The sequence below is a fragment of the Brevundimonas pondensis genome (genome assembly GCF_017487345.1).
Taxonomy (GTDB): Bacteria; Pseudomonadota; Alphaproteobacteria; order Caulobacterales; family Caulobacteraceae; genus Brevundimonas; species Brevundimonas pondensis.
In genome coordinates, this window is sequence record NZ_CP062006.1 from 1,009,906 (window position 1) to 1,032,314 (window position 22,409).

Sequence of the window (22,409 nt, forward strand, 5' to 3'; positions counted from 1 at the left end):
GCGGCCGAAGCCGCGCCGCCCGGACGCCCTCAGGGCCGGCGGCTGAAAGGCAGGAAGCGCCGGGGATCGAAGCGGGCCAGGCCGCCGGGTGCAGCGCCCGTGGTCCCGTCAGGCTTCGATCGCCCGTGCACCAGGCTGTAGAGGGCTGGCAGCACGAGCAGGGTGAGCAGGGTTGAGGAGATGATCCCCCCGATCACGACCGTGGCCAGCGGGCGCTGGACCTCGGCGCCGGCCCCGACGTTGAGCGCCATGGGCACGAAGCCGAGGCTGGCGACCAGGGCGGTCATCAGCACCGGCCGCAGCCGGGTCAGGGCGCCTTCGCGAAGGGCCTCGCCCAGGGGTTTGCCCTCGGCGATCAGGCTGCGGATGAAGGTGACCATGACCACCCCGTTCAGCACCGCCACCCCCGAGAGGGCGATGAAGCCGACGCCGGCGGAGATCGACAGCGGCAGGCCTCTGAGCATCAGGGCCGCGACCCCGCCGGTGAGCGCCAGGGGCACGCCGGAGAAGACGATGGCGCTGTCCTTGACCGAACGGAACAGGGCGAACAGCAGGCCGAAGATCAGCAGCAGCACCGCCGGCACCACCAGTTGGAGCCGTTTGGCCGCCGAGATCAGCTGTTCGAACGTACCGCCGTAGGTGACCCAGTAGCCGGCAGGGACGACCACGTCGGCTTCGATCCGCTTCTGCACCTCGCCGACGAAGGAGCCCAGATCGCGGTCGCGGACATTGGCTGTCACCACGATGCGGCGCTTGCCGTTTTCGCGGCTGATCTGGTTCGGCCCCTTGACGAGTTCGATCACGGCGACCTCGCTCAGGGGAATGAACCGGCGCGCCTGGCCCTCGGCGGCCGGCAGGGGAATCTGCAGGCGGCCGATGGCGTTGACGTCCGAGCGCAGGTCTTCCGGCAGGCGGACCACCACGTCGAAGCGACGGTCGCCCTCGAAGATCTGGCCCGCGGTCGTGCCGCCCATGGAGGTCGAGATGACCGACTGGACGTCGTCGAGGCTCAGGCCCAGGCGCGCCATGGCGGTGCGATCAGGCGTGATCTGCAGCACCGGCAGGCCGGTGATCTGCTCGGTCTGGGGATCGGCCGATCCCTCGACTGAAGCGACGACGGCCTCGACCTCGGCGCCCAGCCGCAGGAGTTCGTCCAGATCGTCGCCATAGATCTTGACGGCGACGTCGGCGCGAACGCCGGACAGCAGTTCGTTGAACCGCATCTGGATGGGCTGGGTGAACTCGTATTTGCTGCCGGGAATCTCGCTGACGGCGGCTTCCATCTCCGCGACCAGGTCCCCGCGCGACTTGCGGGGATCAGGCCAGTCCCTGCGGTCCTTCAGCATGATGAAAGTGTCGGCGACCGACGGCGGAACGGGATCGGTGGCGACTTCGGCGGTGCCGATCTTGGCCACGACCCGCTCGACCTCGGGGAATTTCGCCAGACGGGCCTCCAGCGCGGTCTGCATCTGGACGGCCTGGGTCAGGCTGGTGCCCGGAATGCGCAGGGCGTGCATGGCGATGTCGCCTTCGTCGAGATTGGGCACGAACTCCGAGCCCATTCTTGAAGCGCCGAAGCCGGCGATGACGACGAGGACTACGGCCAGCCCCACCATCAGCCTGCGGCTCCTGAGGGCGAAGTCGAGCGCGGGCTGATAGCCGATCCGCGCCCAGCGCATGAGGAAGCTGTCCTTCTCCTCCACCTTGCCCGTGACGAACATGGCGACGGCGGCGGGAACAAAGGTCAGGGACAGCAGCAGGGCCGCCGTCAGGGCGATGACCACGGTGATGGCCATCGGATGGAAGGTTTTGCCCTCGACCCCGGTCAGGGCGAAGATCGGCACATAGACGAGGGTGATGATCATCACCCCGAACAGGGAGGGGCGGATCACTTCGCTGGAGGCGGAGCCCGCCAGTTCGAACCTTTCCTCTCGGGTCAGGATGCGCCCCAGACGATGCTGGGCCTCACCAAAGCGACGCAGGCAGTTCTCGACGATGATGACGGCGCCGTCGACGATCAGGCCGAAGTCCAGCGCCCCCAGGCTCATCAGATTGCCCGAGGTGCCGGTGCGCACCATGCCCGTGATCGTCATCAGCATGGTGATGGGGATGACCGCCGCCGTGATCAGGGCGGCGCGGATGTTTCCGAGCAGGAGGAAGAGGACGACGATGACGAGCAGGGCGCCTTCGACCAGGTTCTTCTCGACCGTCTTGACGGCCCGCTCGACGAGGTCGGTCCGGTCATAGACCGGCGACGCCTTCACCCCCTTGGGCAGGGCCTTGGCGGCTTCCTCCAGGCTGGCCGCGGCGGCCTGGGCCACGACGCGGCTGTTCTCGCCCGCCAGCATCAGGACGGTGGCCAGCACCGTCTCCTTGCCGTTCTCGGTCGCGGCCCCCGTCCGTAGCTCCTCGCCCATGTCGACGTCCGCGACGTCGGCGACGCGGATCGGCACGCCGCCGCGCGTAGCGATGACCACGGCGCCGAGATCCTCGCGGCTGGTCGCCTGGCCCGGCACCCGGATCAGATACTGTTCGCCGTAGCGTTCGACATAGCCCGCGCCGACGTTGGCGTTGTTCTTCTCCAGCGCCTCGACGATCTCGGCCATGGTCACGCCATAGGCGGACAACCGCTCTGGTCGCGGGGTGACGTGGTACTGCCGCTCATAGCCGCCGATGGTGTTGACCTCGGTGACCCCACGGGTGTTGCGAAGCTGGGGCCGGATGACCCAATCCTGCAGGGTGCGCAGGTCCTCGGTCGAATAGGGCTGGCCGTCGGGCCTCCGGGTGCCGGGCTCGGCTTCGACCGTATACATGAAGATCTCGCCCAGCCCCGTGGCGATGGGACCCAGCTCCGGTGTGATCCCCGGCGGAAGCTGGCCGAGCGCGCCTTGCAGCCGTTCGTTCACCAGCTGGCGAGCGAAATAGATGTCGGTGCCGTCGTCGAAGATGACGGTCACCTGGCTCAGGCCGTAGCGCGAGACCGAGCGGGTGTATTGCAGTCCCGGCACGCCGGCGACGGCCGTCTCGACGGGGAAGGTGATGCGTTGTTCGGCTTCCAGCGGGGAATAGCCCGGCGCCTCCGTATTGATCTGGATCTGGACGTTGGTGATGTCGGGGGTGGCGTCGATCGGCAGGCGCTGGAAACTCCAGACGCCGACGACGCAGGCCGTGAGGACCAGCCCCATGACGAGCCATCGGAAGCGGATCGACAGGGCGATGATGCGATCAAGCATGATGCGCGCGCCCCCTAGTGGTCATGGCTCGCGCCGGACTTTTCGATGTCCGCGCGAATGAGGAAGGCGCCGTCGACGACATATTCGGTCCCGGGCTCCAGGCCGCCGAGGACCTCGGTCCATTCGTCGGTGCGGCGGCCCAGTTCGAGCATCCTCACCTCATAGGTGTTTCCGACCCTGGCGTAGACGACGGTGAAGTCACGGAAGGGCTGGAGGGCTTTGGTCCGCACCGCGAGCGGCGCCTCGCCTTCGCCGACCTGGACCGATCCCTGGACGCCCAGACCCGGACGCCAGACGCCGTTCTGATAGGGCAGCTCGACATGGGCGACCAGGGTCTGGCTCAGGACGTCATCCGACGGCAGGATGGCTTCGATCACGCCGCTGGCCCGGTGTTCGCCGGCCAGGCTCGTCACCTCCACCCTCTGGCCGACACGCACGCGTTCGGCGTCGCGCGGATAGAGGAAGAACTCGGCGTGAAGCCGGGTCGGATCGCCGATGACCAGCATGGGCGCGCCGTTGCCGGTGATGGCGCCGGGGTTGGCGTTCTTGGCCAGGATGACGCCGGAGATCGGCGCCGTGACGGCGTAGGTCTGCAGGCTTTCGCTGGATTCCACGCGCGCCAGGACCTGGCCGCGCGTGACGCGTTGGCCGAGCTGGACGTTCATGGCCACGACCCGACCGGGGTAGCGGGCGTGGACCTCGCTCTGGCCTTCCGGCGTGATCTCGACGCGCCCGCTGAGCGGCAGGCTTTCCCCGAGGACGGCGGGGCCGGCCGTCTGGGTCGTGACCCCGCCGGCCTGGGCGGCCGTCGGGGTGATGACCGTGCGGCCTTCATAGGACTGATAGGTCCAGGTCGAGCGCTTGGCGGCCTGGGTCGCGTTCACGGCCACGTCGAAGGAGTGGGGCTCGAACACGACGCCGGGGCTGGCGAGATAGTCCTTTTCCGGGGTGAACTGGAAACGGTCGACCTTGGGGCCCAGGCGGGTGAGCGCGATGTCGGCCGACACAAGGGCGGGATCGAGGGGCTTGTCCTTGAGGTAGGGGTAGAGGCGGAACAGGGGCTCGGGACCTTCCTCATAGATGGTGATCTCGAGCGAGAAGTCGCCGTCGCGCAGCAGGCGGCCGTTGTGGGGGCCGCGTTCATAGTCGGCGGCGGCGGCCGCTTCGGCCTCGCCGCCCTCGGCCGGCTTGGCGCGCTCGCCGCAGCTGGAGAGGGCCAGGGCGCAGGCGGCCATGGCCGCCCCGCCGAGAAGGCGGGCGGAGATGGAGCGGATCATGGTTGGATCTCCGGGCCGATCAGATCGGCATGGGCGCCGGTCAGCCGGTCAAGGCGGGCGCGATCAAGATGGAAGGCCTGAAGCGCCGTCACGCGGCGCGCCCGGGTCTGCAACAGGGCCGTGTGGGCGCTCATGACGTCGTTGTAGGTGAAGCCGCCGCGCGCGAAGCCGTCCCGGACCAGGGTCACGGCGCGTTGCGCTTGCGGCAGGGTTTCCTCGGCGATGCGTCGGGCTTCGTTCGCCCGCGCCAGCAGTTGGACCTGCAGGCGGGCGATCTCGCGTTCGCGGTCGATGCGCAAGGCGTTCATGTCCGCCTGAGCGGCATGGCCTTCGGCGCGCGCGCGGTCGATGGCGCCCTGGTTTCGATCATAACGCTGCAGGGGGATCGATCCGCCGACGACGAGGGCGACCTCGCTGTCCCAGATGTGCCGGACGCCGACGCTGACCGTGGGGTCGGGAACAGCGCGCGCCTCCTCGACGCGGGCGCGGCCCTCGGCGATGGAACGCTGGGCCGCGAAGACGTCCAGATCGGCCTGGGCGGGCGCGCCCGCCGCGACGCGGGCGGCGCTGACGTCCTCGAACGCGGCGGCGCCGATGACGAAATCTGCGCCGCCGTCCCAGAACTTGGCCAGGGTGATGCGGGCCATGCGCACCGTGATCTCGGCCTGGTCGAAGTCGATCTGGGCCTGGGCCAGTTCGGCTTCGGCGCGGGCTCCGGCGAACAGCGGGTCACGCGCAGCTTTCACCCGGCGTTGCACTTCCGTCTGGAAGCGCTCGGCCAGGACGAGCCGTTCGCGGGCGATCTCCAGCTGGGCTTCGGCCGTCAGGACTTCGGACCAGTTGCGCTGGACCCGTTCAAGCCGGTCCAATTGGGCCACGCGGGCCTGGGCGGCGACGAGACCGGTTTCTCCGCGCGCCAGCGTCACCCGGGCGGAACGGTCTCCGCCTCTCTCCAGGCGCTGCTCATAGGAGAGGGTCGTCTCGGTTCGGCCGAGAATGTCTCCTCCGCCGAACGTGGGGAGGTTCTCGACCATCAGGCCGACGACAGGGTTCGGGCGAGCGTCAGCCTGCCGCACGCCGGCTTGCGCCGCCTCTGTGCGAGCGGCGGTTCCGGCCAGGGCGGGATCGGCCCCGACGGCGCGGCGTAGGGCCTCTTCCAGAGGAAGGGGGCGGGCAGGGGCGGTCGCGGGCGTCGCCTGGGCGAGCGCCTCGACGGGCGGCCAGGCCGCCGCGAGTGTGAGCGCGAGGGCCGAAACGGCCGCACGACGCGCCCACGATCCGGCGGGGCCGGACATGGGATGTCTCAAGGATAGTCTCCAGAACAGGGGCGCGCGCGGCCGAGCGGCCGCGCAGGATCAGGCGATCAGGCGCGCGTGTCTTGGAGGGCGTGAAGGGCCGTCGCCGGTGAGGCCGGGCGGCAGGGCGTGAGGCGAAGGCCCCAGGTCGACGGCGGCCATGAGGCCGGATCCGGCGGGATGCGCCGGGCTGGTCAAGGCGAGGTGGATATCGCCGCCGCCGTTGTGGTGATGATTATAGGGGGCGTCCTGGCCATTATCGGCGGCGTCGAGAGACGCGTCGCTTCCCGGCGTTTCACCGGCCTGGACCTGATCGGGGTGATGATCGTGGTCGTGGGCCACGTCCGCCATGGCCTCATAGGACACGCCGGGGAACTGTGTGCCGTGTTGGACGCGGTGCTGGTTGTTGAGCACCCCATGCATCTGCACCGCGACCATGATGGTCACGCCGAGATAGATGCAAAGGAGGCGGATCAGTCGCGGCAAGTTGAAAATTCCCAGATCAAATTCCGTTAGGGGAAAATCGTATCCCGCGCAACGGACTGATGGTCGCTGGGGCGGAGGGCGGCGCGGCCATCGTCACGCTTCGGCCCGTCGGCGGGCCATGGCCCGCCGACGAAGCCACATGATCAGGCCCGTGATCGACAGGATCACCGGGGAGACGCCGCCCAGGACGATGATGGTCTGCCAGATCAGGCCGGTGTCGCCGCCGTCGTGGATGTTGCGCATCCAGCGGGAGAGGGGATCACCACCGCCCGTCGGACCTTGGCCAGGCTTGATCTGGCCGGAGGCGTCGACGATCTGCAGGGTTGTGGGAGCTGGTTGTCCCGGCGGGGCGATCTGAATGCGCCAGGAGGGCTCATTTCCTATGATCGGCGCGCTGATGCTGATGATCCGGGCCCCCGCCGTCGAGGCTTGGGCGCTTCGGAGCACGGCGTCGATCTCAAGACTGGGATGGGGGATCGGCGGGGCGAAGCGGTCGCCCTGCGGCGCGGAGGATCCGGCTTCGGCTTGGTGGACCCCGAACAGGGCGCGGCTGGTCTGGGGGAAGGATATGTAGACACGGGTCAGGGACAGGACGGCCAGCGGCAGGCAGATCCAGAAACCGATCATGTGGTGCAGGTTGAACAGCATGGACGGACCGCGGCGCCAGCGCAGGGCCTTCAGCACGGCGCCGTTTCGCGGCCACCATAACCACAGGCCGGTGGCGCAACTGACGAACATGGCCCAGCCCAGCCCGCCGACGAACTTGGGGCCGACTTTCGGAATGAAGAGAGACCCGTGCAGTCGGTGCAGCCATTGGGGTAAGGCGCGAGAGACGTCGGCCAGACCGAGAACCTTGCCGGTTGGGGGATCAATCCAGACGTTGAGATTGCGCAGTCGGCCGCCGGATGCGTCTTCTTCCTTCAGCCGAGCCACCACCACGACCGGGTCTCCCGCCTTCTCCGGCAGGCGAAGCTGGGTGAAGTCGGCCTGGCCCTTGAAGGCGGTCTCGGCGGCCTGGACATAGATCGACGGCGCCTGCCTGACGTCCGGACCGCTGACCGCATAGCGTTCGGGGTGAGTGAGGCGCTCCAGCCCGTCTTTCCAGACCAGGATGGCGCCGGAGGTCGAGAGCGGAATGATGGCGATCAACAGCCCCACGCCGATCCAGAGATGGACGTCCAGCCAGAGGCGACGCAGTCGGCTGGAAAGGGATGCGGTCATGATGGGCTCACGATGGGCGCTTTCGTCCTTAGCAGGCTGATTTTCAGTCGCAAGTCCGTCGCAACGGAATGGTCGACGGGCGGCCCGGAAGGAGGGCGAAGGTCGAGGCGTCTTGACGGGTCGTGATGTTATCTCATAACAGGTTGCGGCGCGGTCTTCGCCGTCCGAGGTTCCCCATGTCTGTATCGCTTTCCCCCGTCCGGTCGCCGCGTCTTCTCCTCCTGACGGCCGCCGCCTGGAGCTGCCTGGCCGGGGCCGCCGCCGCCCAGAGCCAGGCCCAGGCCCAGAAGGCGCCGGAGGAGGTCGTCGAGGTGGCGGACGTGATCGTCACGGCGGCGCCCTATGGCGTCAGCCACCGCGCCACCGTGATCGCCACCGACGTGCTGGACGAAGAGGCCCTGGCCGTTGCGCCGGCCTCGTCCCTGGGAGATCTTCTGGCCGGGCGGCCCGGCCTGCGGTCGACCAGCTTCGCGCCCGGCGCCAGTCGCCCGGTCATTCGCGGCCTGTCCGGTCCGCGGGTCCAGGTTCTGAGCAATGGCATCGGCCTGATCGACGCCAGTTCCATCTCGCCCGACCACGCCGTGGCGACGGATCCGGCCGAGGCCAGCCGGGTCGAGATCATCCGCGGGCCGGCGACCCTGGTCTATGGCGGCTCCGCCATCGGCGGGGTGGTCAACATCATCGACGACCGGGTTCCGACGGAACTGCCGGAAGGCGGCCTTTCGGGCGTGGTCTCCACCCAGGCCTCCAGCGTCGACGACGGACGCAGCCTCTTCGGCCGCGTCACCATCGGCGCGGGCCCCTTCGCCTTCAACATCGACGGCGTGCGGCGCAAGACCGACGACTATGACATCCCGTCGCCTGCGATCTCTCGCCGCCTGGCCGAAGCCGAAGGCGTCGAGCGCGGACCGGGCGGGACCCAGGCCAACAGCTATACCGATCTGACGACCTGGGGCGTCGGCGGCTCCTACATCGGCTCCAAGGGCTTCATCGGCGTCTCCTACAAGGACACGCAGAGCGAATACGGCACCGTCGCCGAACCCGATGTCTTCATAGACCTCGACCAGACGCGCGAGGACGTGCGCGGCGAATACCGGTTCGAGGCGGGGCCTTTCAAAGCGATCCGCGGCGCCTACGGCCATGCCGAATACACCCATACCGAGTTCGAAGGACCGGGCGAGCCGGGCACGGTGTTCAACTCGGACGGCCAGGAAGTGCGGATTGACCTGGTCCAGCGCGAACGGAACGGCTGGAACGGTGCGGTCGGCGTCCAGGGCCTGTCACGCACCTTCGAAGCGGTCGGCGCCGAGGCCTATATCCCCTCGGTCGATATCGAGGAGACGGGCGTCTACACCGTCCAGCGCCTTGACCGCGGCGGCCTCGGCTTCGAAGGCGGTCTGCGGTTCGATCGACGCACCCTGGCGGCCACGCCGCTGGGAACCGCGGATCAGGTGGAGCGCCGGTTTGACAACTGGTCGGCGTCCGGCGCGGTCTTCCTGCGCCCGGCTCCGGGCCTCTTCCTCGGCCTGAGCCTGGCGCGTAACGAGCGGGCGCCCAGCGAGGTCGAGCTGTTCGCGAACGGCCTGCACGTCGCCACGGCCGCCTATGAGGCCGGGGATGTCGACCTGGACTCCGAGAAGGTGACGACCCTGGAGGCCACGGCCCACTACGACAAGGGCCGCTTCAGCGGGGACCTCCACCTGTACGGATCCAAATACGACGGCTTCATCGACGAGCGGCCCACGGGCGAGAGTTTCGACGCCGAGGGCGAGCTCTTCCCGATCTATCAGTTCGTCCAGACCGGGGCGGACTTCTATGGTTTCGAGGCCGAAGGCGCCTACGCCCTGTGGGAGAGCGGCGCGCGCAAGCTGTCGCTGGAAGGCGCCGCCGACTACGTCAAGGCCGACACCGACCTGGGACCGGCGGCGCGGATCCCGCCCTATTCGGCGACCGCCCGCCTGGCGTGGACGTCAAAGCCGTTCGACGCCGCCGTCGAGGTGCGCCGGGTCGGCCTGCAGGACGAGGTGGCCGAGGGGGAAATGCCGACGGACGGCTATACCCTGCTGAATCTCTCGGGGGCCTGGAGGCCGTTGGCGGACCGCAATGTGACGGTCTTCGCCGAGGCCCGGAACCTGACCAACGAGGAGGCGCGCGAGCACGTCTCCTTCCTCAAGGACATCGCGCCCCTGCCGGGCCGTAATCTGCGCCTCGGCGTGGCCTACCGGTTCTAGGCCGAAGATGACGGCGACGGTGGAACAGGGGGCCGCAAGGCCAGGGATCGGCGGGCGCGCCGGAGGACGGACGGGCGACGCCCTGTCCATTCTCCTGTCCAGCCTGTGCCTGGTCCATTGCCTGGTCCTGTCCGTCGCCGCCGGCGCCCTGTCCCTGGCGGGCGCCTGGGTGCAGACGGCATGGGCGCACTGGGCCCTGGCCTTCGCCGCCGCAGCCCTGTCCGGCTGGACCCTGCTCCGGGAGCGGCGCGGCCTTTCCAGGATCGTGATCGGGCTGGCGACGCTCGGCGTGGTCCTGCTTTTTGCGGGCGCAACGGAAACGCCCTCGGCCGCCTGGGGGACGCTCGTCACCGTCTTCGGGGGACTGATCCTGATCGCCGCTCACGGACTCAACTGGCGACGTCGTTTCGCCTCGCCTTGCGGCGCCTGCTGAACGCCTCGACCCCTTCTGTCGATCCGGCTGATCCGGCGGCCTCAGGCGGGCAGGCTTGTCTCCTTGACGCCGGTGATCCTGAAGAAGGGGCCGATCAGCAAGAAGACCGCGCGCAACGCCACTTCGCCCGAAAGGCTGTTGTAGAGGCGGGCGAGTCTGGCCTTGGTGGGGGAAAAGCGTCTGATCTCATCTTCCGGGACGGGCGGGATGATGATCCTGGCTGCGAAGTTCGTGCAGCGTTTCAATATCCGGCGAGGCCCGATGCTGCTCATGAGACAGGTGGAGACATAGGATTTGCCGCTCCGCCAGGCGACATAGCGAGCCTGGTAGCGATGCGGCAGAAGGCCGACGCCCCACACCATCACATGGGGTTCCGGCGCCAGGCTGAAGCGGTTGGGCGTGCTCAGCGCCAGGCGTCCGCCCGGCCGGGTCACGCGGTCGATCTCGCGAAGATAGGCGTCGGGGCGATCGACATGCTCGATCACGTCGAGCGAGACGACGCCCGATAGGGCTCCGTCGGCCAGGGGCAGGGCCTCTCCAAGGCCGGCGGCCAGGATCGGCCTCCCTCCGTGCGCCAGAATCAGGCGCCTGGCCACAACCAGCCAGGTCATCGAGACGTCGACGCCAATGCCGGAGCCGGGCCGCTTCATGTCCGCAGCGGCCGCCAGGAGCATCCCCGGGCCGCAGCCCAGATCGAGCCAGACATCCTGGGAGGTGGCCTCGGCCAGCCAGCCCGAGATATCCCCATGGAGGCGTTCGGGCGCCGCCAGGACCTGACGCGTTCTCATCCCGATCAGGTCTTCATCCCACCCGGAACGGCGAGCGTAGACCGCGCGAACCAGATCCTCCAGCGGAAGGTCCAGGGCCGCGACCTCGCGAGCGGTCGCCAGGTCCTCTTCGAAATCGATCCAGCTTTCCCCCGGTACGCGCAGGTCGGGGATGCCGTCGACCTGGCCATAGGCATGGCCGCACCTCCTGCAATCGAGGGTCGCCTTGCTGCAGGCGAGCGCTCCATGGCAACGCGGGCATCGCCAGATGGACGTCTGGCCGGCCGGGACGCGCGAGAGGATAGGGCTCAGAGCCTCTGCGGAGGTCGCAGATGACCGCACGTCGTTCCTGGAATTCGGGGGCGAATGCATGGCCCGGCTCCTTTGCCGGTCGCCTTTCCGGCAGCGCGCGGCCACTGAGGACTTGCGGCGACCTCCCTGGAAGTCGCCGCATCCTCCACATAAGCGCGGTGAACGCCGATTTGTTGCCGGTCAGCCGATGACGATAGGCATGCGCTTCGTTTGGCTCGGCGGGGATGGCTTCGGCCGTAGGCTGCGGTGACGCCTCAGCGGCATTCCACGGTCAGATGCCCGAGTTCATGAACCGGCCTGAGCCGGGCGCGAACCGTGTCGCCGTCGACGCCGCCGGTCACGCTGACGATGGCGGCATGGGCCTCTGGACCGATGCGCCAGACGTGCAGATCGGTGATGCGGACGTCGCCCGGTCCCTCGACGCATTCGCGCACTTCGGCCTCGATGTGGCGGTCGGTCGTATCGAGCAGAACGGCCGCCGTGTCGCGCATCAGGCTCCATGACCAGCGGGCGATGACAATGGCGCCGACGATCCCCATCACGGGGTCGAGCCATACCCAGCCCAGGTAGCGCCCGGCGACCAGGGCGATGATCGCCAGAACCGACGTCAGGGCGTCAGCCAGGACATGGAAATAGGCTGAGCGCAGATTGTTGTCGCGATGTCCGCCTTCATGAGGCTGACCCTCCCGGGCACCATGATGGTCGTGATCCTCATGGTGATGGTGGCCATGACCATGACCATGATGGCCATGGTGATGACCGCCGCCCGCCAGCAGCAGGGCGCTCGCCAGATTGACCCCCAGGCCGAGGATGGCGACCAGGGCGGCCTGTCCGAAGGCGACGGAGCGGGGGTCGAGCAGCCGGGCGACGGACTCGCCGGCGATGCCCAGCGCCACGATGCCGAGGACCAGCGCCGAGGCGAAACCGGCCAGATCGCCGACCTTGCCGGTCCCGAAACTGAACCGCCGGTTGGCGGAATGACGTTTGGCGTAGGCGTAGGCGGCCGCCGCCACGGCCAGGGCGCCCGCATGGGTGGCCATGTGGAAGCCGTCGGCCAGCAGGGCCATCGAGCCGTAGATCACGCCGGCGATGATTTCGCCGACCATCATCACTGCGGTCAGGCCGACGACCCACAGGGTTCGACGCGCGTTCTCGTCATGGGCGCGGCTCAGGAAGTGGTGGTCGTGGGTCAGGTGTTCGGTATCGAACAGGGTCATGGGCGTGGACTACCTGGAATAGCGGCGGATGATGGCGATCAGTTCTTCAGCGCCGTTCTGACGTTCGGCGTCGCTCAGTTCGGGGTGGGCGACGTGATGGCGCAGGTGGTCCTCGATCAGCTCTTCCAGCAGCCCGCCCATGGCGCCGCGTGCCGCGGCGACCTGTTGAAGGACTTGCGAACAGTCGGTGTCGCTTTCGATGGCCCGTTCGATCGCGCCCAGTTGACCGGCGATCCGCCGCACGCGGGCGACGAGCTTCTTCTTGTTGGTTGATGTGTGCGCCATAGAATACCCCTGTATAGTATCTTGAGGGGCCGTGCCTAGCGCTGGAGTGCGCGTCCGAAAGAATGTCGGCGGGCCTCCTGGCTCCCATCGAGGGGGAGGTGCGGTCGCGCTGCGGTCTTCTCAAAATGGGCGAATATCGGCGCATTCTGAAGGGCGGAGCACCGGACACGGGACTGTTCTAGTGCGACAGCAGCCAGGACAGGTGGGCGTCGTCCTGAAGGCCGCTGGTCATTCCGCCCCATAGGCGTTGCGCCAAGGGCCCGCGGCCAAAGGCCCCCGTGACGATCAGGTCGGCGCCAAAGGCGGCGGGCTTCGGCGAGAAGGTCTGCGGCGACCGCTGTTCCTGCTGTCGCCGGGACGTGGCTGACTGCGGCCGCCACAGCATGCCGCTCGAGATGCCGGGCGACGTCTGCAAGTCGATCCTGTTCGACCTCGTCGCCGACGCCGACCACGGTCACGGCCCGGGCGCGCCGGAGCAAGGGCAGGGCGTCATGAAGGGCGCGTCTGGCCTGGGGGGCGTCTTTCCAGCCGATGACCGCATTGGCGAGACTGAGGTCCGCGTCCTTGCGTCCAAGACGCAGGACGGGGCCGCCGCCGTGGATGGCGAGTTCGCCGGCGTGAGGAAGCGCACAGTCGATCGGCGGGGGCGACGAGGTGACGAGCAGGTCTGCGGCGAGCAGGTGATGGCGCAGCAGGGGGGCCGGCTCCGCCATGCCGGAAAGCCATGCGGGGGCGTTCGAGCCGGAGCCAAACACCTGTAGAAAGGCCTCGTGGGCGCCCGCGAGGGCGGCGTCCATTCTTCGCGTGTCTTCTAGGACTGACAGGGGCGAACTCGCCACGGCCGTCCTCAGTGCTGACCTCCGGGGCCAGGCGAAACACAGGGCCGTCAGCCGAGCGTCGAACTTCGCGGCCAGATCGCGCGCCTGTTCCAGGGTCTGGACGAGATCGTCCCTCGGCGTCGCATCGACGATGATGTCACGGTAGGTCATGGCCGTTCTCCGTGCGGCGCCCCTATGTCAGGCGTCTCGGGTCGTCAGTTTTCACGCGCCGCAGCTAGGTCGGCGAGGATGGGGCAATCCGGCCGCTCATCGCCTGCGCAACAACGCGCCAGGGTCTCCAGGGTGTCAGCCATGGCCTGCATTTCGGCGATGCGGGCATGAAGGCCGGCGAGGCGCTGCTCGGCGACGGCCCTGACCTCCCGGCTGGGCCGCGTCCGGTCGCGCCACAGGGAGAGCAGGATGACGATGTCTTCGATTGAAAAACCGAGCGTGCGGGCGCGGCGGATGAACCGGAGCTCGTTGATGTCGCGATCGCCGAAGGCGCGATAGTTGCTCCGGTGCGCTCCGCCGGCCGGATCAGTCCTGTGGATTCGTAGTAGCGGATCATCTTGGCGGACACGCCCGTGGCGCGAGAGGCTTGGCCGATATTCACGCTGAAACTCCTGTGGCGCGGGACTTCATGGTCGGAAGACCCGTTCTGGCTTCGGGTTGGGAAGGTCTCCGGTCATCGCAGTCATGACCCGGGCGCCCATGACCTGGTGGTCGCGGCGATCGCCCGGGACTTCATTTTCCAGCCTGCTGCACGGCGGCGCACGCCGCCTGAATCCTGGCCGGACTGTCGATGCAGCAGCGATCATCCGCCACCATCCATGTTGCGCCGCTCATCTGGTCTTCGGCGGCGTTCCGATTGGTTCAGAAGCAAGGCTTGTTTCCGACTGCATCATCGGTCTTGATAGACCATCCAGCATACGCTTCCGGCGCGTCTTGAACCATTCAGGAATCTCGGCCGGTCGGGCGCTGACAGGAGTGACGCCATGCCGACGGCCCACGACCCTCACCAGAGCCATGCCCACCAAGGCTCTCCGCATGAAGGCGAAAAGGCGATTGATCCGGTCTGCGGCATGGCCGTGGATCGAGCTTCCGCTCAGCATCGCGCAGAACACGAAGGCCACGACTACGTCTTCTGTTCAGCGGGTTGTCGGACGAAATTCGTCGCGAACCCGGGGCAATACCTCGGCGAAAAGCCCGAGGCGAAGCCCGCGCCGCCCGGGACGATCTACACCTGCCCCATGCATCCCGAGGTGCGTCAGGTGGGACCAGGCGCCTGTCCGATCTGCGGCATGGCGCTGGAGCCCGAGACGGTCACCGCCGAGGCTACGCCCAATCAAGAACTGAAGGACTTCACGCGCAGGCTCTGGGTCGGCGCCGTCCTGACCCTGCCGGTCGTCGCGCTGGAGATGGGCGGTCACCTGACCGGGCTCGCGGACCGGGTTTCGGGCCAGACATCGAACTGGATCCAGTTCGTGCTGGCGACGCCTGTGGTCCTGTGGGCCGGCTGGCCATTCTTCGAGCGGGGATGGAAGTCTATCCTGAACCGGCGTCTCAACATGTTCACCCTGATCGCCATCGGCGTCGGCGCAGCCTGGATCTACAGCGTCGCCGCCGTGCTGGCGCCGGGGCTGTTTCCCTCGGCCATGCTGCGCATGGACGGCAGCGCGCCCGTCTATTTCGAAGCGGCGGCGGTGATCACCGTGCTCGTCCTGGTCGGCCAGGTCCTGGAGTTGCGCGCGCGAGAACAGACCTCCGGCGCGATCCGGGCCTTGCTCGACCTGACGCCGAAGACGGCCCGTCGTGTTCGCGACGACGGCGCCGACGAGGATGTGACGCTTGACCTCGTGGCGGTCGGGGATCGGCTGCGCGTTCGACCGGGCGAAAAAATCCCGGTCGACGGCGAGATCCTCGAAGGGCGCGTGGCCATCGACGAATCCCTCGTGACCGGGGAATCCATGCCGGTGACCAAGGAGGCCGGGGCCAGGGTCATCGCCGGTTCGTTGAACAAGACGGGCTCCTTCCTCATGCGCGCGGACAAGGTCGGCGCCGACACCCTTCTGGCCCAGATCGTCCAGATGGTGGCCCAGGCCCAGCGCAGCCGCGCGCCCATCCAGCGCCTGGCCGACCTGGTGTCCAGCTGGTTCGTGCCGGCCGTCATCGGCATCGCCGTGGTCGCCGCCGCGGTCTGGGGCGTGATCGGACCCGACCCGCGCCTGTCCTACGCCCTGGTCGCATCGGTGACGGTTCTCATCATCGCCTGTCCCTGTGCGCTGGGCCTCGCCACGCCGATCTCGATCATGGTGGGGGTGGGGCGTGGCGCGCGCGCCGGCGTCCTCATCAAGAACGCCGAGGCGCTGGAGCGGTTCGAGAAGGTGGACACCCTGGTGCTCGACAAGACCGGCACCCTGACCGAGGGACGACCGTCGGTCACGGCGATCCGACCGGCCGAGGGCTTTGACGAAGTCGAGCTTCTTCGCCTGTCCGCCAGCCTGGAGCGGGGCAGCGAACACCCCCTGGCCGACGCCGTCGTGCGCGCCGCCGCCGATCGCGGCCTGACGCTTTCCGAGGCTGCGGAGTTCGACAGCCCGGTCGGGCGCGGCGTCACCGGCCTGGTCGACCGCCGTCGTCTGTTCCTGGGCAATGCCCGCTTCCTGAGGGAGGCCGGGATCGATGTCGCCCCCCTCGAGGCGGCGGCAGAGGTTTTGCGGGAGGAGGGCGCTACGGCCATCTTCGTGGCCATTGACGGCGCTGTGGCCGGCGTTCTCGGCATCGCCGATCCGGTGAAGGCCACGACCGCCGACGCCATCCGCGACCTGAAGGCCGCTGGCCTTAGGCTGGTGATGATGACAGGCGACAATCGCACGACGGCTGAAGCCGTGGCGCGGAGGTTGGGCATCGACGATGTCCGGGCCGAGGTGCTGCCGCAGGACAAGGCTTCCGTCGTCCAGCAGCTCAGGGCCGAGGGGCGCGTCGTCGCCATGGCCGGAGACGGCGTCAATGATGCGCCGGCCCTGGCCGCCGCCGACGTCGGCGTCGCCATGGGCGCCGGTTCAGACGTGGCCATCGAGAGCGCGGGCGTCACCCTGCTGGGCGGCGATCTCCAGGGCATCGTCCGGGCGCGGCATCTGTCCCGGGCCGTCATGGGCAACATCCGTCAGAATCTGGTGTTCGCCTTCGGCTACAACACCCTGGGGATCCCTGTGGCGGCCGGCGTCCTCTATCCGGTTTTCGGCCTGATGCTGTCGCCGGCGCTGGCGGCCCTCGCCATGGCGCTGTCCTCGGTCAGCGTCATCGCCAATGCGCTGCGTCTGCGGGCGGTCAGGCTTTAGGGGGCAGCCGGCGAAAGCGCCGGGCGCCGCCGGTCTTGAGGGGAAGACCGCAGGCTTGCGTATCTATGAGAGAGGGGCGTTTCCTCAAGGAGAAACACGTGAACCGTTTCAAGATCGCAACCCTGGCCGGCGCGGCCGCCGCGCTGTCCCTGTTCGCGGGCCAGGCCGACGCCCACGCCCGCCTTGTCAGCGCCACGCCGGCGACCGGCGCCACGGTGTCGGCGCCGCGCACCATCAGCCTCACCTTCAGCGAGCGCATGGCTCCGGCCTTCTCGGGATTTGACCTCGCCAACGCCCAGGGAACCGTCATTCCGGTTCAGGCCCGGGTCTCCAAGGACGGCAAGACCCTCAGCGGGGCGCCTCGAACCGCTCTGGCGGCCGGCGCCTATACGGTCAACTGGCGCGTGGCCTCGCCCGACGGTCACCGCATGACGGGCTCCACGACCTTTATCGTGCGCTGAGCCATGCTGGAGTTCGCGGTCGTCCTTCTGAGGCTGGCCCAGTATGTGGGCGCCATGCTCCTGCTGGGCGTGCCCCTGTTCTTCGCCTTCAGGATGCCCACGTCGGACGCGGCCGTCGAAAGATGGCCGCGAAAGACGCTGCTGATTGCAGCGGCGGTGACCGCGGCGGCCTCGCTTGCGGCTCTGGTCCTGCAGACGGCCGTCATGGCGGGGTCGATGGCGGAGGCGCTGAAACCGGCGTCTCTGGCCTATATGGCGTTCGACATGGAGATCGGTCGCGCCTTTGTGGCGAGAGCGCTGGTCGCAGCCCTGGCCGGCGTGCTGCTTCTAGTTCTCCGACCTGGCCGGGCGACCTGGATCGACCTCACGGTTCTGGGTCTGATGGTTTGCGCCAGTCTGGCCTGGACCGGCCACGGCGCCGCAACCGAGGGCGTCCCGGGCTTCGTTCATCTCGGGGCGGACATCATTCACGCGGCTGCTGCAGCCATGTGGCTGGGCGCGCTCGCCGCCTTGGGCCTGTTCCTGGCCATTCCTCATGGAGATCCGGAGCGGGATCGACTGACCCACGACGCTCTGCACGGCTTCGCCGGCATGGGCACGCTAGCGGTCGGCCTCCTGGTCGCGACGGGTCTGGTGAACACCTGGTTCCTGGTCGGTCCCGATCGGCTGGGCGCCTTGCTGACGACGCCCTATGGCCTTCTGCTGAGCGCGAAACTGACGGTCTTCGTGGGCATGCTGGCCCTGGCCGCGTCAAATCGCTTTGTCCTGACGCCCTGTCTTCATCGTTCTCTGGAGGATGAGAGCCAGAAGCCGTCGGCGATCAGGGCCCTGCGACGCAGTCTCTTGCTGGAGACGGCCCTGGCGGTTCTCCTTCTGGGGCTGGTGGCGGTGATGGGGACGCTCGCGCCGCCCGCCGCCATGATGATGATGTGAGGCCATGGCGTTCGACGCGGCCAGCGTCGCTTCGGACGCCCCGGTGCGATGAAGCCCTCCCTTGCGTCGTCAGCGCGGGGGAGGGTCTTTCCTAGCCGAGCCTGACCCGGGTCTCGTTCAGGAAGGCGTAGTCCAGCAGGTAGAGGTTCTTGGGCGCCGGGCCCTTCCGGATGCGGCCGGCTGTGTCGTAGTGGGAGCCGTGGCACGGGCAGAACCAGCCGCCGTAGTCGCCCGTTCCGAAGGTCGGAATACACCCCAGATGGGTGCAGACGCCGATCAGGATCAGCCATTCGGCCTTTCCCGGTTTGTGGCGGCTGGCGTCCGTGGCCGGGTCGCGCAGGGGCGCGTCGTCGTCGGCGACCGCCTCGGCGATTTCCTTGGGGGTGCGGTGGCGGATGAAGACCGGCTTTCCGCGCCATTTGACCACGATCTGCTGGCCGAGCTGGACCTTGCCGTAGTCGACCTCGACCGACGAGAGGGCCAGGGTGTCGGCCGCCGGGTTCATGGAGTTGATCAGGGGCCAGAGGGCCATGCCCACGGGTCCGACGGCCATGGCGCCTGCGGCGACGTGGATGAAGTCCCGACGGTCGGGATCGGCGATGGAGGTCGGGGATTCCGTCTTGTCTGGCGAGGGCATTCGAGTTCCTCTCGAAATGGATCCTTCGCAGGCCCCTGACGGGCGTCTCGACCAGCGGCCGAACCCATCCTTCAAGAGCGCGACGGATCTGATCCTTCGGGGTCAACGTCGGGCTGGCCGAGGCTGTTCCCAGCCCCGCTCTGAAGGCGAGGCTGGGAACAGGGATGCGCCAGTCTGGGGCGCGGTTTGGACGTCGTCAGGACGCCGGTCGCGGGGCCCGGGTCGAGGAGTGATAGCTGACGATGCGCCATTCGCCGTCACGCAGTCTCAGGACGCTCGTGGCGACGCCGCGACGTTCAACCGGAGCCCGGCCGGCCGTCTTGAACGCGATCCGGAAACGATAGGTCTCGGTCGCATAGGCGATGTCGCCGACGACCGTCGCCTTCGTCACGTGATCCTGAAAGGTGAAGCTGGAGAATTCCTCGAGTTCCGGAGCGAGGTGGTGGGACAGGTACTGGGAGATGGATCCCTCGACCCCGCCCTGCTCGAAGACCTGGGCGTCCGGCCAGAAGAAGGTTTCTGCACGCGAAGCGCTGAGCGCCTCGAGCGCGCCGCGGTATCCGTCCAGCACGGCGACGGCCTTGGCCTCAGCCGTTGACTGCGCCAGCGCGGGCGTCGATTGCGCCAGCGCGGGCGCCGCGATCATCGCCGGAGCGGCGAGGGCGGCGACGGCGATGATCATGGATCTATAGGTCAAAGGGATTCTCCTTGGTCGCTTTGAACGAAACGTCCCGGCTCGGGCCGGGGCGTGGGGTGACGTCGGGCGAGAAGCCGACGAAGGATGCGCCGACCGGGCCGCTCCACGGCCACATGGACGAAGGCCGCGACGGCGAGCGATAGGGCCAGGAGCAGGGCGAGCTCCCAGAGGCCCATCCGGTAGTCGGAGGGCAGGCCGAGGAGCTTCTCAGCCAGGTTTCGCCAGACCATCAGAACCGGGATGTGGACCATGTAGAGGGCGAAGGAGGCTTCGCCCGCGAACAGCCAGGCCGGGGCGGACAGGAAGGTCCGGGCGCCGGACTTGGCGAGCAGGGCGAGCGCCAGGAGAAAGGGACCCGCAAGCAGGACGATGAGGCGATCGTCGAGCGGATATTGCATGGCGAACAGGAGCAGGCCTGTGGAGCCCGCCGCCAGGGCGAGGGAGGCTCTCGGCGAAACCCGAAACCCCTGGCCGAGATAGTAGAGGCCGATCCCGTAGAGGAATTCCGGCAGGATGCGCAGGATGCCCATGCTGCCCTCGGCGCGGGGCAGGACGGGGCCGAAGACGGCCCGGTAGACCGCGTCCAGAACGACAAACAGGAGGACGGCCAGGCCGATGATGAGCCAGGGACGGCGTCTCAGCCTCAGCGCGATCCAGGCGTAGGCTGGAAAGATCAGATAGGCGAACCATTCGGCCGAGAGGGACCAGGAGGGGCCGTTCCACTCAGCGTCCTGATAGGGAAACCAGGCCTGGACAAGAAAGAGCGTCATCAGGAAGTGGGGGAGGTTGAAGCGTCCCGCCTCCAGGGCGACCCCGACGAGGCCCGCTCCCGCCACCAGGATCAGCATCGCCAGAAGGATGAACAGGTGGGCCGGGTAGATGCGCGCGAACCGCGCGACGATGAAACGCCGGAAATCGGGTGCGGCGTCGCCCTGCAGATAGACGTGGGTCAGGATGAAGCCCGAGAGGATGAAGAAGACGTCGACGCCCAGGCGCGCGCGATTCAACAGGCCCGAGGCCTCGGGCGGGAGGGTCCAGGTCAACTGGTAGTGGAACAGGACCACGCCGAGCGCCAGGAAGAACCGGACGCTGGTCAGCGGGGCGATGGCGTCCGGAAACGGATGCTTTCCAGATGAGGGAATGAGCGCCGCCATCGGTCAGAGCGCGCGTGACGAGATGAATAGAGAGGCGGCCATGAACCCGCCGATGACGGCCGTATCCAGTCTTTCAATGACCATGCTTTCGCCCCTCCCGGCGAAGACCCGCTATAATTCTCCTACGCACGGTCTGGCTTGCGCCCCTCAAAATGCGCCACAGTGAGGCAGCGGCTCGATCCCGAGGTGAGGGATGAGCGCAGGGTCATGCGTATCCCCAGTAAGAACGTCGAAAGGCACCGATCATGGATGATCTCGGAATTTGGCTCGCGCGCTCCGCGCCCGGCGACGGCGTGTCGCTCGATCGGCTCGAGGAGGACGTCTGGAGCCGCGTGAAGGCGATCCAGGCCCAGCGGGCGACCGAACGGATTCGCCTGGCCGCAGTGGCCCTGGCTCTGGTGATCGGGGTCGCCAACGGCGGTCTCGGGGCGACATTCGCGCGGCCGAGCGTCTCGGAGATGGCGATCTTCTCGGTGGCGGCGACATCGCCCCTGGTGCGGCTGGAAGCGGGTTGATGGCGATCGCCTGGAAATCCATCGCCGTGACGGTCGCGCTGGCTGCGGCGGCGAGCGGCGTGGGCGCATGGGCCGGCGCCAGCTGGGTGCTCAACAAGCAGGCCCCGCCCTCCCTGCACGCGATCGTCCACGAGGATCTTGATCTGTCGCCGCAGCAGCTGGCCAAGATCGAGGGGATCGAAACCCGGTTCGCCGGGCAGCGCGTGCAGATGGAAGGTCGCGTCCAGGCGGCCAATCGCGAGTTGGCCGAAGCCATCAGGGTCAGCAACGGCGACAGCAGGACGGTCCAGCCGGCCGTGGATCATTTCCACGACGCCATGGGGGCCCTGCAGCAGGCGACCATCGCCCATATCTTCGAGATGCGGACGGTGATGAACGAGGCTCAGGCTCAACGCTTCGACCGGAGCGTTGTCAAGGCGCTCACCGCCGACACGCAATAGCATCCGTGCCGGACCGCCAAGCCCTGCAGACGAAAGCGGCCCACGGCGACGTCGTGGCGTTCGAAACCCTCGTGGGAGAAACCAAGACGGGTCTCTATCGGTTCGTCCGCCGCTACGTCGGCGACGCCGATGAAACCTATGATCTGGTGCAGGAAGCCTATGCCGCGGCCTGGCTGGCCATCCGCCGCTATGATCCGGAACGATCCTTCGAGGCCTGGCTGCGGACCATCGCCATCAACAAATGCCGGGACTGGAGCCGTCGCCGCAACATCCGCCGGTTGTTCATGGGCGGCGCCGATCTCCAGTCCTCGGAGGCCCTGGCCGTGGCGGACGAGGTGGCCGGCACGGAGGACCGCTATGAAGCCGCCGAGCAGGCGCAGCGTCTGCATGCCGCAATCGCCACATTGCCGCCGAAGCTGAAAGAGCCGCTGTTGCTGACGGCCATTGAGGAGCGGTCCCATGGCGAAGCCGCCGAAATCCTCGGGCTGTCGGTCAAGGCGGTCGAGATGCGGGTGGCGCGGGCGCGCCAGAAGCTGTCGCAGCTGCTGCGCCTCGAAACCTGATAGGCCTATCCCTTCGGAACCCAAGAGGCGTCACGGATTTTGCTGCATCAGGCTTCCGAGGGAAGGGAGGTCCCGCGTGCGTATCCCTTTTAG

General features: G+C 68.0%; 21 protein-coding genes and 1 pseudogene. 9 read left to right on the forward strand and 13 right to left on the reverse strand.

The window, feature by feature from the left end; all coding sequences use genetic code 11:
* Positions 1-29 precede the first annotated feature (29 nt).
* From IFE19_RS05080 to IFE19_RS05100, 5 genes are all read right to left on the reverse strand, one after another.
* Positions 30-3,233: an efflux RND transporter permease subunit gene (locus tag IFE19_RS05080; RefSeq protein ID WP_178826551.1), complete on the reverse strand. Its 3,204-nt coding sequence runs from the start codon at positions 3,231-3,233 to the stop codon at positions 30-32.
* 14 nt (positions 3,234-3,247) lie between these two features.
* Entirely contained in the window at positions 3,248-4,510 is a 1,263-nt protein-coding gene (locus IFE19_RS05085; protein WP_046652901.1) for an efflux RND transporter periplasmic adaptor subunit, read from the reverse strand.
* Positions 4,507-5,805, reverse strand: a complete 1,299-nt coding sequence (locus tag IFE19_RS05090; protein WP_046652900.1) for a TolC family protein — start codon at positions 5,803-5,805, stop codon at positions 4,507-4,509. Before IFE19_RS05090 ends, IFE19_RS05085 begins: the two co-directional genes overlap by 4 nt.
* Before the next feature lie 60 nt (positions 5,806-5,865).
* The gene (locus tag IFE19_RS05095; RefSeq protein ID WP_207826193.1) at positions 5,866-6,291 is read right to left on the reverse strand and encodes a hypothetical protein; all 426 of its coding nucleotides are present in this window, start codon (positions 6,289-6,291) and stop codon (positions 5,866-5,868) included.
* A gap of 93 nt (positions 6,292-6,384) precedes the next feature.
* Positions 6,385-7,512: a PepSY-associated TM helix domain-containing protein gene (locus tag IFE19_RS05100; protein WP_207826195.1), complete on the reverse strand. Its 1,128-nt coding sequence runs from the start codon at positions 7,510-7,512 to the stop codon at positions 6,385-6,387.
* A gap of 176 nt (positions 7,513-7,688) precedes the next feature.
* On the opposite strand from IFE19_RS05100, the gene IFE19_RS05105 reads away from it, so the two are divergent.
* A complete protein-coding gene (locus IFE19_RS05105) occupies positions 7,689-9,743 on the forward strand; it encodes a TonB-dependent receptor (protein ID WP_207826196.1) in 2,055 nt (684 codons plus the stop codon).
* Positions 9,744-9,750: 7 nt separating this feature from the next.
* Positions 9,751-10,176: a MerC family mercury resistance protein gene (locus IFE19_RS05110; protein ID WP_207826197.1), complete on the forward strand. Its 426-nt coding sequence runs from the start codon at positions 9,751-9,753 to the stop codon at positions 10,174-10,176.
* 41 nt (positions 10,177-10,217) lie between these two features.
* Here the strand turns inward: IFE19_RS05110 and IFE19_RS05115 are convergent, their stop codons facing one another.
* The 4 genes from IFE19_RS05115 to IFE19_RS05130 form a co-directional block, all read right to left on the reverse strand.
* On the reverse strand, positions 10,218-11,315 hold the full coding sequence (locus tag IFE19_RS05115; RefSeq protein WP_207826198.1) for a methyltransferase domain-containing protein: 1,098 nt from the start codon (positions 11,313-11,315) through the stop codon (positions 10,218-10,220).
* 194 nt (positions 11,316-11,509) lie between these two features.
* The gene (dmeF, locus tag IFE19_RS05120) at positions 11,510-12,472 is read right to left on the reverse strand and encodes a CDF family Co(II)/Ni(II) efflux transporter DmeF (RefSeq protein ID WP_207826207.1); all 963 of its coding nucleotides are present in this window, start codon (positions 12,470-12,472) and stop codon (positions 11,510-11,512) included.
* A gap of 9 nt (positions 12,473-12,481) precedes the next feature.
* Positions 12,482-12,757: a metal/formaldehyde-sensitive transcriptional repressor gene (locus tag IFE19_RS05125; protein WP_178828414.1), complete on the reverse strand. Its 276-nt coding sequence runs from the start codon at positions 12,755-12,757 to the stop codon at positions 12,482-12,484.
* Between the two features lie 178 nt (positions 12,758-12,935).
* The gene (locus IFE19_RS05130) at positions 12,936-13,142 is read right to left on the reverse strand and encodes a hypothetical protein (RefSeq protein ID WP_207826208.1); all 207 of its coding nucleotides are present in this window, start codon (positions 13,140-13,142) and stop codon (positions 12,936-12,938) included.
* On the opposite strand from IFE19_RS05130, the gene IFE19_RS05135 reads away from it, so the two are divergent.
* Positions 13,141-13,518, forward strand: a complete 378-nt coding sequence (locus IFE19_RS05135) for a hypothetical protein (protein WP_207826210.1) — start codon at positions 13,141-13,143, stop codon at positions 13,516-13,518. The genes IFE19_RS05130 and IFE19_RS05135 overlap by 2 nt on opposite strands.
* Before the next feature lie 272 nt (positions 13,519-13,790).
* On the opposite strand, the pseudogene cueR reads toward IFE19_RS05135, so the two are convergent.
* A pseudogene (gene cueR, locus IFE19_RS05140) lies at positions 13,791-14,188 on the reverse strand (Cu(I)-responsive transcriptional regulator).
* Positions 14,189-14,570: 382 nt separating this feature from the next.
* Here cueR and IFE19_RS05145 point away from each other — a divergent pair.
* From IFE19_RS05145 to copD, 3 genes are all read left to right on the forward strand, one after another.
* Positions 14,571-16,916: a heavy metal translocating P-type ATPase gene (locus tag IFE19_RS05145; protein ID WP_178828412.1), complete on the forward strand. Its 2,346-nt coding sequence runs from the start codon at positions 14,571-14,573 to the stop codon at positions 16,914-16,916.
* A gap of 98 nt (positions 16,917-17,014) precedes the next feature.
* A complete protein-coding gene (gene copC / locus IFE19_RS05150; RefSeq protein WP_370523723.1) occupies positions 17,015-17,377 on the forward strand; it encodes a copper homeostasis periplasmic binding protein CopC in 363 nt (120 codons plus the stop codon).
* Positions 17,378-17,380: 3 nt separating this feature from the next.
* A complete protein-coding gene (gene copD / locus IFE19_RS05155; protein WP_178828408.1) occupies positions 17,381-18,310 on the forward strand; it encodes a copper homeostasis membrane protein CopD in 930 nt (309 codons plus the stop codon).
* Between the two features lie 91 nt (positions 18,311-18,401).
* Here copD and petA read toward each other — a convergent pair whose 3' ends face one another.
* From petA to IFE19_RS05170, 3 genes are all read right to left on the reverse strand, one after another.
* Positions 18,402-18,947 (reverse strand): ubiquinol-cytochrome c reductase iron-sulfur subunit, encoded by a 546-nt coding sequence (gene petA / locus IFE19_RS05160; RefSeq protein ID WP_207826212.1) that lies wholly within the window; start codon positions 18,945-18,947, stop codon positions 18,402-18,404.
* A gap of 196 nt (positions 18,948-19,143) precedes the next feature.
* Positions 19,144-19,644, reverse strand: a complete 501-nt coding sequence (locus IFE19_RS05165; protein ID WP_207826215.1) for a YybH family protein — start codon at positions 19,642-19,644, stop codon at positions 19,144-19,146.
* Entirely contained in the window at positions 19,641-20,798 is a 1,158-nt protein-coding gene (locus tag IFE19_RS05170) for an acyltransferase family protein (protein ID WP_178828406.1), read from the reverse strand. The genes IFE19_RS05165 and IFE19_RS05170 overlap by 4 nt, the downstream gene beginning before the upstream one ends.
* 245 nt (positions 20,799-21,043) lie before the next feature.
* Between IFE19_RS05170 and IFE19_RS05175 the strand changes: the two genes are divergently transcribed.
* Genes IFE19_RS05175 through IFE19_RS05185 form a run of 3 tightly spaced genes read left to right on the forward strand, consistent with a single transcriptional unit; the run spans position 21,044 to position 22,316 of the window.
* Entirely contained in the window at positions 21,044-21,313 is a 270-nt protein-coding gene (locus tag IFE19_RS05175) for a hypothetical protein (protein ID WP_003169542.1), read from the forward strand.
* Positions 21,313-21,753 (forward strand): periplasmic heavy metal sensor, encoded by a 441-nt coding sequence (locus tag IFE19_RS05180; RefSeq protein WP_178828404.1) that lies wholly within the window; start codon positions 21,313-21,315, stop codon positions 21,751-21,753. The genes IFE19_RS05175 and IFE19_RS05180 overlap by 1 nt, the downstream gene beginning before the upstream one ends.
* Positions 21,754-21,758: 5 nt before the next feature.
* Positions 21,759-22,316 carry an RNA polymerase sigma factor gene (locus IFE19_RS05185; RefSeq protein WP_003169544.1) on the forward strand — a complete coding sequence of 186 codons (558 nt, stop codon included), beginning with the start codon at positions 21,759-21,761 and terminating at the stop codon, positions 22,314-22,316.
* Positions 22,317-22,409 lie beyond the last annotated feature (93 nt).

Coding starts and splice junctions, on each gene's coding strand:
- IFE19_RS05080 (WP_178826551.1), bottom strand. CDS start 3,233: ATGCTTGATCGCATCATCGCCCTGTCGATCCGCTTCCGATGGCTCGTC.
- IFE19_RS05170 (WP_178828406.1), bottom strand. CDS start 20,798: ATGGCGGCGCTCATTCCCTCATCTGGAAAGCATCCGTTTCCGGACGCC.
- IFE19_RS05135 (WP_207826210.1), top strand. CDS start 13,141: ATGCCGCTCGAGATGCCGGGCGACGTCTGCAAGTCGATCCTGTTCGAC.
- IFE19_RS05175 (WP_003169542.1), top strand. CDS start 21,044: ATGGATGATCTCGGAATTTGGCTCGCGCGCTCCGCGCCCGGCGACGGC.
- IFE19_RS05125 (WP_178828414.1), bottom strand. CDS start 12,757: ATGGCGCACACATCAACCAACAAGAAGAAGCTCGTCGCCCGCGTGCGG.
- IFE19_RS05180 (WP_178828404.1), top strand. CDS start 21,313: ATGGCGATCGCCTGGAAATCCATCGCCGTGACGGTCGCGCTGGCTGCG.
- IFE19_RS05090 (WP_046652900.1), bottom strand. CDS start 5,805: ATGTCCGGCCCCGCCGGATCGTGGGCGCGTCGTGCGGCCGTTTCGGCC.
- copD (WP_178828408.1), top strand. CDS start 17,381: ATGCTGGAGTTCGCGGTCGTCCTTCTGAGGCTGGCCCAGTATGTGGGC.
- IFE19_RS05100 (WP_207826195.1), bottom strand. CDS start 7,512: ATGACCGCATCCCTTTCCAGCCGACTGCGTCGCCTCTGGCTGGACGTC.
- IFE19_RS05115 (WP_207826198.1), bottom strand. CDS start 11,315: ATGCATTCGCCCCCGAATTCCAGGAACGACGTGCGGTCATCTGCGACC.
- dmeF (WP_207826207.1), bottom strand. CDS start 12,472: ATGACCCTGTTCGATACCGAACACCTGACCCACGACCACCACTTCCTG.
- IFE19_RS05145 (WP_178828412.1), top strand. CDS start 14,571: ATGCCGACGGCCCACGACCCTCACCAGAGCCATGCCCACCAAGGCTCT.
- IFE19_RS05085 (WP_046652901.1), bottom strand. CDS start 4,510: ATGATCCGCTCCATCTCCGCCCGCCTTCTCGGCGGGGCGGCCATGGCC.
- IFE19_RS05110 (WP_207826197.1), top strand. CDS start 9,751: ATGACGGCGACGGTGGAACAGGGGGCCGCAAGGCCAGGGATCGGCGGG.
- IFE19_RS05105 (WP_207826196.1), top strand. CDS start 7,689: ATGTCTGTATCGCTTTCCCCCGTCCGGTCGCCGCGTCTTCTCCTCCTG.
- petA (WP_207826212.1), bottom strand. CDS start 18,947: ATGCCCTCGCCAGACAAGACGGAATCCCCGACCTCCATCGCCGATCCC.
- IFE19_RS05130 (WP_207826208.1), bottom strand. CDS start 13,142: ATGCTGTGGCGGCCGCAGTCAGCCACGTCCCGGCGACAGCAGGAACAG.